11 protein-coding genes and 1 pseudogene are annotated in these 13,167 nt (G+C 62.3%); 8 read left to right on the forward strand and 4 right to left on the reverse strand.

What is annotated here, in order from left to right; all coding sequences use genetic code 11:
* Positions 1-36: 36 nt before the first annotated feature.
* The gene (gene thrC, locus SVXhr_RS00675) at positions 37-1,308 is read left to right on the forward strand and encodes a threonine synthase (RefSeq protein WP_275738554.1); all 1,272 of its coding nucleotides are present in this window, start codon (positions 37-39) and stop codon (positions 1,306-1,308) included.
* Between the two features lie 435 nt (positions 1,309-1,743).
* Here thrC and SVXhr_RS00680 read toward each other — a convergent pair whose 3' ends face one another.
* Together SVXhr_RS00680 and SVXhr_RS00685 are read right to left on the reverse strand one after the other, a co-directional pair.
* Positions 1,744-3,330 (reverse strand): NAD(P)-dependent oxidoreductase, encoded by a 1,587-nt coding sequence (locus tag SVXhr_RS00680; RefSeq protein ID WP_275738556.1) that lies wholly within the window; start codon positions 3,328-3,330, stop codon positions 1,744-1,746.
* Between the two features lie 162 nt (positions 3,331-3,492).
* Positions 3,493-3,663 (reverse strand): hypothetical protein, encoded by a 171-nt coding sequence (locus SVXhr_RS00685; protein ID WP_275738558.1) that lies wholly within the window; start codon positions 3,661-3,663, stop codon positions 3,493-3,495.
* Positions 3,664-3,825: 162 nt separating this feature from the next.
* Here SVXhr_RS00685 and SVXhr_RS00690 point away from each other — a divergent pair, with 162 nt between their 5' ends.
* From SVXhr_RS00690 to SVXhr_RS00705, 4 genes are all read left to right on the forward strand, one after another.
* Positions 3,826-4,677, forward strand: coding sequence for a CBS domain-containing protein (locus SVXhr_RS00690; RefSeq protein WP_275738560.1), 852 nt, complete (start codon positions 3,826-3,828; stop codon positions 4,675-4,677).
* On the forward strand, positions 4,674-6,434 hold the full coding sequence (glyS, locus tag SVXhr_RS00695; RefSeq protein ID WP_275738561.1) for a glycine--tRNA ligase: 1,761 nt from the start codon (positions 4,674-4,676) through the stop codon (positions 6,432-6,434). Before SVXhr_RS00690 ends, glyS begins: the two co-directional genes overlap by 4 nt.
* A 4-nt stretch (positions 6,435-6,438) precedes the next feature.
* A complete protein-coding gene (locus SVXhr_RS00700) occupies positions 6,439-7,086 on the forward strand; it encodes a dolichol kinase (RefSeq protein ID WP_275738563.1) in 648 nt (215 codons plus the stop codon).
* Between the two features lie 87 nt (positions 7,087-7,173).
* Positions 7,174-9,678, forward strand: coding sequence for a DEAD/DEAH box helicase (locus tag SVXhr_RS00705; RefSeq protein WP_275738565.1), 2,505 nt, complete (start codon positions 7,174-7,176; stop codon positions 9,676-9,678).
* 711 nt (positions 9,679-10,389) lie between these two features.
* Here the strand turns inward: SVXhr_RS00705 and SVXhr_RS00710 are convergent.
* Complete coding sequence (locus SVXhr_RS00710) at positions 10,390-11,382, reverse strand: hypothetical protein (protein WP_275738566.1); 993 nt, start codon at positions 11,380-11,382, stop codon at positions 10,390-10,392.
* A 306-nt stretch (positions 11,383-11,688) separates the two neighbouring features.
* Here SVXhr_RS00710 and SVXhr_RS00715 point away from each other — a divergent pair.
* A pseudogene (locus tag SVXhr_RS00715) lies at positions 11,689-11,868 on the forward strand (helix-hairpin-helix domain-containing protein); the annotation flags it as partial.
* Between the two features lie 18 nt (positions 11,869-11,886).
* On the opposite strand, the gene SVXhr_RS00720 reads toward SVXhr_RS00715, so the two are convergent.
* Positions 11,887-12,084 (reverse strand): DUF5800 family protein, encoded by a 198-nt coding sequence (locus SVXhr_RS00720; protein WP_275738570.1) that lies wholly within the window; start codon positions 12,082-12,084, stop codon positions 11,887-11,889.
* A 197-nt stretch (positions 12,085-12,281) separates the two neighbouring features.
* Between SVXhr_RS00720 and SVXhr_RS00725 the strand changes: the two genes are divergently transcribed.
* Both SVXhr_RS00725 and SVXhr_RS00730 read left to right on the forward strand, forming a co-directional pair.
* On the forward strand, positions 12,282-12,629 hold the full coding sequence (locus SVXhr_RS00725) for an HTH domain-containing protein (RefSeq protein WP_275738572.1): 348 nt from the start codon (positions 12,282-12,284) through the stop codon (positions 12,627-12,629).
* The gene (locus tag SVXhr_RS00730) at positions 12,626-13,090 is read left to right on the forward strand and encodes a PIN domain-containing protein (protein WP_275738574.1); all 465 of its coding nucleotides are present in this window, start codon (positions 12,626-12,628) and stop codon (positions 13,088-13,090) included. Before SVXhr_RS00725 ends, SVXhr_RS00730 begins: the two co-directional genes overlap by 4 nt.
* Positions 13,091-13,167 lie beyond the last annotated feature (77 nt).

Consider the following 13,167-nt stretch of genomic DNA (forward strand, 5'->3'; position numbering starts at 1 on the left):
GCGGCTTTTTTCTGGTGGCCCACGTCGGGTGACACAATGAGCTATCTAGAGATCACCCAGGAGGAGCCAGCCGAGGCGACCGACGGCGTCTGGCTGACCTGCATCGAGTGTGGCGAGCACTTCCCGCCCTTTGCGGGGATTCGCTACACGTGCGACGAGTGTGAGGGGCTGCTCGAGGTCCGGTACGCTGACCTGCCGACGTTCGCGGACTTCGGGGACGACGAGTCGGCGTTTCACGGCGGCGTCTGGCGCTACAGCGACGCACTTCCCTTCGACGAAGGGGTCTCCCTCCCGGAGGGCGACACGCCACTCCACAATGTCCCGCGACTCGAAGACGAGATCGGCGTCGAGCGCCTGCGGGTCAAACACGAGGGGATGAACCCGACGGGCAGCTTCAAGGACCGCGGGATGACCGTGGGCGTCCGGGTGGCCCAGGCGGTCGGCGTCGACCGGCTCGCGTGTGCGTCGACGGGCAACACTTCCGCGGCGCTGTCGGCCTACGGCTCACGGGCGGGCCTGGAAGTGCTCGTACTCTTGCCGGCGGGGAAGGTCGCCGCCGGGAAGATTGCCCAGGCGAGTCTCCATGGCGCGCGGATTCTGGAGGTCGACGGGAACTTCGATCGGTGTCTGGATATCGTCAAGGACCTGGCCGACCGCGGCGAGGCCTACCTGCTCAACTCGCTGAACCCCTTCCGGCTGGAGGGTCAGAAGACCATCGGCTTGGAGATCATGGAGCAGTTCATGGCCGAGGAGGGCGACTTCCCTGACCGGATCGTGCTGCCGGTCGGCAACGCCGGCAACACCGCCGCGCTGTACAAGGCCTTCCGGGAACTCGAAGCGACCGGGGCAATCGACGAGGACCAGATCCCGAAGATCACTGGTGTTCAGGCCGAGGGCTCAGCCCCGATGGTCGAGGCCATCGAGGAGGGCTGGGATCACATCGAGCGCTGGGACGACGTCGAGACGAAGGCGACGGCGATCCGGATCGGTAATCCGGTCAATGCACCCAAAGCGCTGCCGGGGGTCCGCGAGACCGGCGGGACGGCTGTCGCGGTCACCGACGCGGAGATCACCGACGCCCAGCGATCCCTCGCCGAGGAAGGCGTCGGCGTCGAACCCGCCTCCGCCGCTTCGATCGCGGGACTACGGAAACTCCGTGAGGAGGGCGTCGTCGACACTGACGAGCAGGTGGTCTGTCTGACGACCGGGCATCTCCTGAAGGATCCCGACGCGGCCGCCGAAGCCGGGACCGACCCCGAACCGGTCCCCGCCGACACCGACGACGTGCTCGATCATCTGCGGTCCTGAGTTGGGGGACGATTCCGCCGTCGATCGCGCGCACGTCATGCACGGAGCGGACGCGCGTCTGCCGGCGTTTTTTGACGGGTGACGTCCATTGTGTGTTGCTATGTCAGCTGATCACGATTCGTCGCCGACAGATTGCAATCAGCCGCAGTCGCCGGAACCACGTCTCGACGGGCAACTGCGGGTGGCGTGTGGGGTGAGTCGGGGAGACGGTGTACCCCAGCGCTCAGTTTCCGAAGCAGTCAGGATAGCGAGGACCGACCGCGGCGGGCCGCCGATCGAGGATCCATCCCCGGCCCACCGGGCTGTCGCCGCCAGAGATCGGCTCTGGGACTCTTACCGTGGTGAGGCCAAAGATGGGTGTTTCGTGTGGACGGCGCCAACCGGTGATCCGGAGTGTGGGAGGGACTGACGCCGGAGCAGTGGCCGTGAGAGTCCTTACTCGCGGGCGTTCTGTCCGTTGAGTTCGACGACGGTGGTCTCGAGGATGCGGTCGTCGTCGTTGAGCGCAGCCAGGACGTCCTCGCCCGGTTCGTCGTCGAGATTGTACACCGACAGCGCCTCGCCGCCGATGGCTTCCCGGGCGTTGAACATCCCGGCGATGTTGACGTCGTACTCGCCGAGCACGCTCCCGATGAACCCGATAACGCCCGGTTCGTCGGCGTTGCGGACGATCAGCATGTGCCCGTGCGGGATCGCTTCGACCCAGTAGCGGTCGATGCTGACGATACGGGGTTCGCCGTCGGCGAACTGCGTTCCTTCGACACTGAGTTCGTCCCCGCCACCGCTGACGGTGACGGTTACCAGGTTCTGGAAGTCGGACGCCTCCCGAATCGTCGAGACATCGACGTCGATGTCGTGCTCCGCAGCGACGTGCCGCGCGTTGACCTGGTTTGCGTCCCAGCCCAGCGGGTCGAAGACGCCGGTGAGTCCGGCGGCCGTGATCGGCTCGATCGTCTCGGTGACGATGTCGCCCGCGTACTCGATCGAGACGGCGTCGAGGTCGCCGTCGAACAACTGGATCGCGATCCGGGCGACTGTCTCCGTCAGGTCGGCGTAGGGCTTGACGACCGGGTAGGCGTCCGGTGGGATCGACGGCACGTTGACGGCGTTCGTGACCGGCTGCCCGTCGAACGCGGCGAGTACCTGGTTCACGACGCTCGTCGACGCCGAGTCACCGTTTGGTCCCGTGTGACGGGCGAGTTCGGGGGTGATGATGATGTCCTCGACGTCCCGAAGCGGGCTGTCCGCCGGCAGGGGGGCAACTGAGACGGCGTCGACGGCTGCTCCCTGGAGGGCACCGTCCCCGACGGCGTTCGCGAGTGCCGTCTCGTCGACGACATCGCCGTCCGTTCCGTTGACGAGGTAGCCATCGCCGAGCGTGTCGAGTTCGCTTTCGCCGAGCTGGAGTTGTGCACCCGCGGTGTGTATCGAGAGGAAATCCGCGCGGTCGAGACAGGCCTCCAGTTCGACGCGTTCCGCACCGATCTGTGCGGCCCGCTCACCGTCCCCATCGGGGGCGTAGACGACGACGTCGAGTCCGAGGTTGTCCAGCCGCTTGGCCACCTCCTGGCCGACGCTGTCGAAGCCGACGAGCCCGGCGGTCTTGCCGTCGAGTTCCGAGCCGATGATATCGCCTTTGGCCCACTCGCCGTCTTTCAATCGAACGTGGCCCTGGGGAATCCCCCGGGCGGTGGCGAACAGCAGTCCGATGATGTACTCGGCGACGGCCTGGACGTCGGTCTCCGGCCCGTTGGCGACGATCACGCCGTGCTCGGTCGCCGTGGTCACGTCGATCCCGTCGACGTCGATGCCGGTTCGCCCGACGATCTGTAAGTCCGTTGCCCGCTCGAACACTGTGGCGGGGACCGGCGTGTCCTCGTCGACGATCAACGCCGCCGCGCCCTCGGCAGCGGCAGCCAACTCCTCGGCTCCGTCGACCGCGACGGTCCGGATGTCGTGGCCTGCGTCGCGAAGTGCCGCCAGTCCCGCGTCCTCGACGGAACTCGTTGCTACGATCTCCATATTGGGGGTGACACCGCCGGTCGGCATAACGCTTGTTTTCTCTTGGTGAACCGGGAAGTCACCACACGAGCAACTGGCGGTCCGGATCGGCTGTGGTTCCGGTGACTCGACCGCTGCCCGGACCCATGGCTACGATATCTCCGAGAATCCTCCCAGTGAGCCCTACCGCCACGCGGACAGCGACGCGCTCTCCTCGAGTGTCATCGAGAGATACGCGTCGTCGCGACTGATGTCGGCGATGACGAAGACGGCCTGCTCGTCACCCTCGACGGCTGCCATGACTTCACCGTCCACTGCGACGTCTGCCGCGAGCGCGTCGGGCTCTTGCGACATACTATGTTAGTTGGTAACACCCATACATAAACGTGCCGAAAACCCACAGCGGATCGGGGGATTCGTCCGACGTGCGTCTGACGAGGCGACCGACAGCTCGACCGTCGCGGACAGTTCGGATGTGTAAGGACTTAGTAGGAGGGACGAAGAGTATTCTCCAGTATGAACGTCGCTGACGTCATGACGCCGCGAGCGGACGTCGTCACGGCCGAGTTGCCCGGCACCCGGGACGACGTCCTGGAGTACCTCCAGGAACGGCAGTTCTCGTCCGTTCCGGTGATCAAACGAACCGACGCGGGCGAGGAGTGTCGCGGGCTCGTCACGCGAGAGGCGCTTATCGAGCATCCTGACGAAGACCAACTTGCGATGCTCGTCGATGACGTTCCGACGACGGCCGCCGACACGGACCTGGCGAGCGTCGCGCGGACGATGGTCGAGACCGGCGAGCGCCGGATCCCGGTCGTTGACGGCCAACTCGAAGGCATCGTCACGATCACCGATATCGTTCGCGCGATCGCCGAGGGCGGCGTCGACGACGGCGATCAGCCGGTCGGCGACCTCGCCCGGCGGGACGTCAACTGCGTCTACGCCGGCGCGCCGCTCGGCGTCGCCGAGCGCGAACTCTCCCACGCCGATGTCCCCTACGGGGTCGTGCTCGACGACGACGCCGAGGTGGCCGGCATCCTGACCGAGGTCGACGTCATCGCGGTCGCCGAGGTCGTCGAGGGCGAGGCCGAGACCGGCGAGTCCATCGCCAACCAGGACGACGAGTGGATGTGGGAGGGGATCAAGGCTGTCGGGAACAGCTACATGCCGACCCGGAACGTCGAGTTCCCCGACGAGCCGGTCAGCGAGTACATGACGGCGGATCTGGTGACCGTTGGAAGCCGCCGGACCGCAAAGGAGGCGGCCCAGCTGTTGATCCGTCACGACATCGAGCAGATCCCGCTGGTATCGGGTGACGACCTCGCGGGCATCGTCCGCGACATCGACGTAATCAAGGCGCTACGATGAGCGGAGTCACGGCGGACAGCCTGGTAGAACTCGCAAAGCGCCGTGGCTTTTTCCTCCAGTCCGCGGGGGCCTACGGCGGCGTCTCCGGCTTCTACACCTTCGGCCCGCAGGGGGCCGCGATGAAGCGCAACGTCGAGGAGACCTGGCGCGAGCGCTTCGCCATCCGGGAGGGCCACATGGAGGTCGACGCCCCGACGGTCCTACCCGAGCCGGTTTTCGAGGCGTCGGGCCACCTCGATGGCTTCGATGACATGCTGGTCGAATGCCCCGAATGTGGGCAGTCCCACCGCGCCGACCACATCGTCGAGGACGACCCGGACACCGGCATCGAGGAGGCCGAATCGCTGGCCCCCGATCGTGTCGAGGAGGTCATCGCCGAGTACGAACTCGTCTGTCCGACCTGCGGGGCGGGTCTGGCTGGCCAGACAATCGAGCAGTTCAATCTCATGTTCGAGACGAATATCGGGCCGGGTAGCTCCTCGCCCGGGTATCTCCGGCCGGAAACCGCCCAGGGCATCTTCATCGAGTTCCCCCAACTCGCCGAGTACGCCCGCAACCAGCTTCCCTTCGGCGTGACCCAGATCGGCCGGGCCTACCGCAACGAGATCAGTCCCCGGAAGTCCCTGCTGCGGGTCCGGGAGTTCACCCAGGCCGAACTGGAGCTGTTCATCGATCCCGCGGCAGATGAGCCGGATCTCTCTGCGGTGGCCGACGTGACTGCGCGGTTCTACTCCGCCGAGGCCCAGGACGGGGACGGCGAACCCGTCGAGATGACGGTGGGCGAGGCGTTCGACGAGGGCGTCGTCGCCGACCCCTGGATCGCCTACTATCTGGGTGTGGCCGCCGAGTGGTATTCGGCCATCGGCGTCGACATGGACCGCTTTCGCTTCCGCCAGCATCGGCCGGGCGAGCTCGCTCACTATTCCGAGGACTGCTGGGACGCCGAAGGCGAAGTCAGCGATCCGGGCGCGGATCCCGACTGGATCGAACTCGGCGGGTTCGCCTATCGATCGGACTACGACCTCTCGAAACACGACACTCACTCCGAGGCGGACTTCACGGTCTTCAAGCAGTACGACGAGCCGGTGACCGTCGAGAAACCCACGGTCGATCCGGAGATGGGCTATCTCGGCCCCGAGTTCGGCGGGGCGGCGGGCGACGTTGCCGATGCGCTCGAAACACTCGCCGAGGACGATCCCGATGCCTTCGACGGCGAGGACGTTACGGTCACCGTCGACGGCGAGACGTACACCGTTCCGGTCGAGCAGACCGGCTTTGCGATCGAGGAACTCACCGAGTCGGGCGAGCACATCATGCCCCACGTCGTCGAGCCCTCGCTGGGGATCGACCGGGCGCTGTATACGGCACTGGATCATTCCTACCGCGAGGACGAGGTCGACGGCGAGGAGCGGACGTATCTCGAATTGCCGCCCGCGGTCGCCCCGACCACCGTCGGCGTCTTTCCGCTGATGGACAAGGATGGCCTCGGCGAGCGTGCCCGCGAGATCGCCGACGAGTTGCGGGCGGCCGGCCTGTCGGTGGCCTACGACGACTCGGGGGCCATCGGCCGTCGCTATCGCCGCCAGGACGAGGTCGGGACACCCTATTGCGTGACCGTCGACTACGACACGCTCGAAGACGCCAGTGTGACGATCCGTGATCGGGACAGCACCGAACAGACCCGCGTCGCCGCCGACGATCTCGCTTCGACTGTTGCGGGACTCGTCTCCGGGGACGCTTCCTTCCGGAACCTCTAAACCCGTGTTTCCGTCCGTTCTCGATCGCATCGACGACGAAGTAACGCGCCGACTTGTCCATGCGAGTACGAGCGTTGCCCCCCTGTCGTACGTCTTCATCGCGGAGATGACCTGGTGGCACGTCCAGGTGTTTCTATCGCTGGCGCTGGTCGGCGCGTTCGGCCTCGAAATCGTCCGGCTGTACGTCGGCCTGGAGTGGTGGATCTTCGACCGACTCACCCGTGAATACGAACAGGAGAACCTCGCGGCGTACTTCCTGGGCGGGGTCGGATTGACGCTGGTGGCGTTCTTGTTCCCACCGGCGGGGGCCGACCCGGTGATTGCCAGCCCGTTCGACCCATCGCCGGTGGCAGTCCCGGCGATGCTGATGTTGACGATCGGCGATCCCTTCAGCGGGTTGCTGGGTGCGGGCGAACTCCGGGCCGTCAAGCAGACGTGGGTTCTGCTCGCCACGTTCGGCCTCACGACGCTCATCGCGAGCGCGTTCGTTCCGCCTGTTGCGGCGATACTGGGCGGACTGGCGGCGACCGCAGCGGACGGAGCCAAGCCGGTGATCCGTGGGTACGTGGTCGACGACAACCTCACGATCGCGCCGTCGGCCGCCGTCGCGATGTTTCTCGCCATCGAGTACCTGCCGGCGCTGGGGCTGTGACCACCACTGCGGTGTCAGGGGGCGGCCGCTTTACTTTCACCGCGCTACGAGAACCCTTAACCGCGAACGACACGAATCAGCGGACAGATGGCGGCTACTGACGCGTCCGAGGAATCTATCGATCGCCCGCTCGTCGAGCCCGGCGTCTTGGAGAACCGGGGTTACCAGACCCAGCTGGCCGACGCTGCCGCGGCCGATCACACGCTGGTCTGTCTCCCGACCGGCCTCGGCAAGACCACCGTCAGCCTGCTGGTGACCGCCGAGCGACTCCACGCGGTCGGCGGGAAATCACTGCTTCTCGCGCCGACCAAACCGCTGGTCCAGCAACACGCCGATTTCTACCGCGAAGCCCTCACGATCGACGACGAGGAAATCGTCGTCTTCACGGGTGAAGTCCGGCCCGACGACCGCGCCGCGCTGTGGGACGACGCGACTGTCGTAATCGCCACCCCGCAGGTCGTCGAGAACGACCTCCTCGGTTCGCGGATCGATCTCTCGCCGGTGACCCACTGTACGTTCGACGAGTGTCACCGCGCGAGCGGGGAGTACCCCTACACCTACATCGCGGAACGCTACCACGAGGACAGCGACGACCCCCTTGTGACGGGAATGAGCGCCTCGCCCGGCGACGACGAGGAGGCGATCCTCGGGGTGTGTGACAACCTCGGCATCCGCGAGGTCGAGGTGATGACGAGCGAGGACGCCGACGTCGAGGCCTACACCCACAACACGAGCGTGAACTGGGAACGCGTCGAGTTGCCCGAGCCGGTCATCGAGATCCGCGACGCGCTCCAGGAAGTCATCCACGACCGGATGACCCAACTCAAGGAACTCGGCGTCACCTCCTCGACCCAGCCCGACGTCTCCGAGCGGGAGATCCGGAAGATCCAGGCCAAGCTCCGGGAACTGATGGACAACGACCAGTCGGAGGGCTACCAGGGGATGAGTCTGCTCGCCGAGGTCCGGAAACTCCGGACGGCCGTGACCTACGCCGAGACCCAGAGCGTCGAGAGCCTGCGCCGGTATCTCGAGCGCCTGCGCGAGGCCGCCCGCTCGTCGGGGGCCTCGAAGGCAGATCAACGGCTCGTCAGCGCGCCCAAAGTCCGGGAGGCCCGCCGAAAGGCCGAGGACTTCGAGGACCTCCATCCGAAGTTCCGCCGGACGCGGATGCAGATCGCCGAGACGCTGGGCATCCACGACGGCGAGCGCGTGATCGTCTTCACCGAGTCCCGGGACACCGCCGAGACGCTGACGGACTTCCTGGGTGAGCACTTCAGCGTCGAGAAGTTCGTCGGCCAGAGTGACACCGACGGCAGCGACGGCATGACCCAGACCGAACAGCAGGAGACCTTAGAAGCCTTCCGGGCCGGCGAGTTCGAGGTGCTGGTCTCGACGAGCGTCGCTGAAGAGGGCCTGGACGTCCCGGAAGTCGATCTGGTTCTTTTCTACGAACCCGTCCCGACAGCGATCCGGTCGATCCAGCGCAAGGGCCGGACTGGCCGCCAGACAGAGGGTGCGGTCGTGGTCCTGATCGCCGAGGACACCCGCGACGAGGCCTACTTCTGGAAGGCCCGTCAGGACGAGAAGCGCATGGAGGACGAACTCCGGACGCTGAAGGGCATGGCCGGCGACATCGAGAGCCACCTCCGCGAACAGATGGGACTGGACGGCTACGACGAGGCGTCCGCGGATTCGGATGACCCGGCCGCCGGGAGTAATGCGGTCGAGAATGACGCCGACAGCGACGGTACAACGGCTGTCGGCGGAGACGACGGTGACGACCAGCCGAACCAGGACACGGCAGACGACAGCGAGGACGACGGTCAGACCGGCCTGGACGCGTTCGCGGCGGGCGACGATGCCACCGAGTCAACGACGGAGCAAACCGACCCCGAACCGGACGAGGAGGGGACGGTCGCGACGGCCGGCGGCGAGGAGGCAGTCGAGATCGTCATCGACCAGCGGGAACTCGACAGTGCGATCGGCCGGGATCTGGCCCGCCGGGAGGGAATCGAAACCCGCTTAGAGACCCTCCAGGTCGGCGACTACGTCCTCTCGGATCGCGTGGTGGTCGAGCGCAAGACAGTCTCGGACTTCCTCGATACGCTGACCGGCGGCGACCGGTCGATGTTCGAGCAGGTCAAAGACGACGCCCGGTACTACGATCGGCCGGTGGTGATCCTCGAGGGCGAGGGGCTCTACGAGGAGCGCAACGTCCACCCCAACGCGATCCGGGGGGCGCTGGCGTCGCTGGCGGTCGACTTCGGCGCGAGCGTCCTCCGAACGCAGGACGAGGAAGGGACGGCGGAACTCCTTTCGACGATCGCGACCCGCGAACAGGAGACGGCCGACCGGGAGATCAGCGTTCACGGCGAGAAGCAATCGAAGACGCTGGCCGAACAACAGGAGTACGTCGTCGCCTCGATCGCCGACGTCGGGCCGGTGACCGCCCAGGCGTTGCTCGCGGAGTTCCGGACCGTCGAAGCGGTGATGACCGCAAACGAGGACGATCTGCTGGAAGTCGACGGCGTCGGCGAGGTCACCGCCGAGCGAATCCGCGAGGTCGTCGGCAGCGAATACGAGGCCGAGTGATGACGACGACCAGGGCAGTTCGGCCGGACGAACTCGACGCGTTGCGGGATCTCTACGGGATGCTCTTCGAGGAGTCCCAAGAGCAGACATCTGCGGTCGAGTTATCATCGGCGTGAACTCCGAGAAACCCCGCTATACCAACATGAGAATTCACAGTGGCAAATTTCAACGATTCCTGAACTGCTTCAGGACGTAATCAATGAAATATTGCTCATATCATAGGTTGGCCCACGGTGATGGTGAAACCACTACGAGAGACGATAGTCGATAAAGCAATCGCTTGTTTCAATATCCCAACGAATCGCTTGGCACCATCTCGTTCGATGCGAATAACTGCTTTCCCAACGTGGGATAACAGTATAATGCCTGAAAAGTTCGAACTGTGCAACGGGCTATCAGGACAGAACGATTGAGTGTGTTAGGGCGGGTATAATATACAGTATCCATATCCCACCCTCATGACATTGAGTCCGTTCCATTAATATGCTAGTAATTCTTATTGTAAAGTATGTCTTGGAACACGGCTAATTTAGATCAAATCCAAAATATTATTTTATTTATAATTTTGGCGTTGGGGATAGCTGCGTTATTTTTATTTCCAGGCCCAATTACTGGTATTATTGTAATCACTATCATTAGCAGTTTTGTTTTGATTACTCAGTTTCGAGAGATGATGGATTAATATATTAAAGATATATAATAATCGATATTCTATAGCGTTTTCTCAGCACCATCCGGAGATGGTGGGTTCTTTTCGGGATCCTCCCCCGAGCGATAAGAAGGAATATCTACTGTCCACTCCATGGATTCGTGGTTGTTCACCCATGGCTTTTCGTCATCTTGGTACGGAACTGGAGTTGCACCAGACTCTTCAATACTATCATAAATATCAATACTGGCACTTTCACCATGTTCAACCGGTACGTCAATAATCAAATTATGGGAGAATACGGAGATATTTTTGTCGTAGTTGAATATGAGAAAACTATCGGTTTCCTTCAGATGATACTTCCATTTATCTTCCTTTTGAATTTCTGTCTCCCCACTATCATCCATTGAATTAATCATTCCGCTAAGCCCGAATACTGCACTTGTTCCAGTTAATAAGGCCGCTGTCCCGACACCAAGCGTGGGGACACCAGCAGCCACACCTGTCGCAATTGATGCCCCGCCGAGCATAAGTGACTCATCAGAACCTGAAAGATCGGTTTCTGCTTGCTCTAGGTCCGATTTTTCCGTAGTCCACTCATCTTTTCTATCTGGGACCTCCTTTATGACATCTCTATCGACTTCGCCCTCTTGTTTTTCACCGGTTGCTACTCCAATCCGTGGATAATTTGTGGTGATGTCGCGCACGTCCAAATCATCACTTTCGATTTTCATCGTATGATCAGACTGCATTACCTTTACCGGCCCGATATTGTCATCAATATTTGACCAAGGGAGACCCTTTCTCGCTGCAATCCCAAATGAGAATAAATTGAATGAAAACATGTTATCGTGATCCCCTTCTCGGATTTCATTGAGTGTCAGGGTTCCCCTCAATAGTATAGCTCCTTCATGTTCCGTCCCGTCCGGTTCAGTTCTCATGGTATCTTTCCAATAGTGTTCTTCTGGCGAATACCAAATTGGATCAAAAGCCCGATCCATAAGGGAAATTTCGTCGTCCTCAGCAACGCTATCATGAGTATTTGATCCCTTCACGGACCCCAATGTGGTTCCCGATAACGTAGCTGCTGTAATTCCCGCACTAGCTGATTTTACGAATGTTCGCCTTGAAAATTCCTGAATCGCTTCGGATTGCGATCTGTGGTTGATTGAGTGCTACTCGATCCGTCGGCGGATTCTGGTTGATTGCCAACTATAGCTATAGGTATTATTGAAAACACATAAAACATTTCTTTTGAGAATACACTTATTATCTTCATTACTGTTTTATATATTTCGTAGTGTTTTCAAAGGATGTATTTGTGATCTACGCCCTATTTTCGGGCGATGAAAGATACAACGATGCTGAAATCAATCGCCGACGTGGGGCCGGTCATCACGCGGGCGCTACTCGAGCACTTCGGCAGCGTCGAGGCGGTGATGACCGCCGGCGAGGCGGATCTCCTCGACGTCGAGGGCGTCGGCGAGGTCACCGCCGAGCGGATTCGAGAAGTCGTCAGCAGTGAGTACGAGGCGACGTAGACGCTACGCTGGCGTCCGCTACGGGATGATCTCGGCGATGCGTTGTGGCTCACCCGATAGCGTCGGCTCGGGGTCGACCAGCTGGAGCACCTCGTGGTCGGTCACGTCGGGGTAGGATTTGCCGACCGCGTCCTCGATCATCTCCTTGTCGAGACGGAAGTCCGTCCCCTCGTAGACGACGTCGACGCCGGTTTCGTCGAAGGATAGGGCAGTCATACCCGGGAATTGCGCGCTGGCGGATATAAGTCTCTTGGAGGGCGGATCGAACGATGTACCTGAGTGGCGACGGAGCACGGATACCCGCCGCGCCGGCGGAGTATCTCGGGCGTTTCACACTGCCAGCGGTCGCCGATGGCGTTCACCTCGTGGCGTACACCACAAGATACATGGCGAGAGACGTCCAAGACAGTTGTATGTCACGAGAACGTGGGGACTCCGGACGGTACACCCGGACCGTCACGCTCGATGACGTCATCGGTGTCTTCGAAACTGTTGACGGTCCTGTCGTGACGTCCGGCGACGTGGCTGAGGCACTTGAGTGTTCCCGAGAGACGGCCCGTCGAAAACTCGGCTCGCTCAAAGAGCAAGGACGGATCGCCAGCCGAAAAACCGCGGGACGGGTCGTCTGGTGGCGTATCGATTCGCCTGAAGAAGGGGCCGAGATCGATGATGACGACCCGTTTTGGGAGCTCGAACCCGGCACGTCAGGGGAGCGTGACGTCTCCGAGAACGCAGACGAGATCCTATACGGTGGCGTATGAGTCAGGCGGGCGCGACGCCACTGTTCATCGACACCGGTGCGTTCTACGCACGGGCTGATGCAGACGACAGACATCACGAGACCGCGAAGCGAGTCTTCGACGCGATTCGGACGGGAGATCTCGCGTATCGACCGCTTTACACCACACAGGCCGTCCTCTCGGAGCTCGCGACGCTCTGTCTCTACAAGCTCGGACACGACGATGCCGTTCGAGCCCTCACGGCGGTCCGACGATCGGCGAGCTTCAACGTCCTGACTGTCAGTCGGTCAGCCTTCGAGGCAGCGGCTGGTCAGTTCGAAGACTACGACGATCAGGAGATCTCGTTCGTCGATCACACGACGGCGATGCTTGCGGAGGAACGGTCCGTCGATCACGTCTTCGCGTTCGACAGTGACTTTCGGACGCTTGGCTTTTCACTCGTCCCCGACGACGCCACGGTAGGTGAGGAGAAGTTTGGATAGGTTACGGACGGGTAGTGGTCGTGCCAACCCGCAGTTCGGTGGGCATGGACGAGGCAACGGTTGAAACCCCACCGGTG

It is taken from the genome of Halorhabdus sp. SVX81 (assembly GCF_029207715.1).
In the GTDB taxonomy this organism is placed as follows: domain Archaea; phylum Halobacteriota; class Halobacteria; order Halobacteriales; family Haloarculaceae; genus Halorhabdus.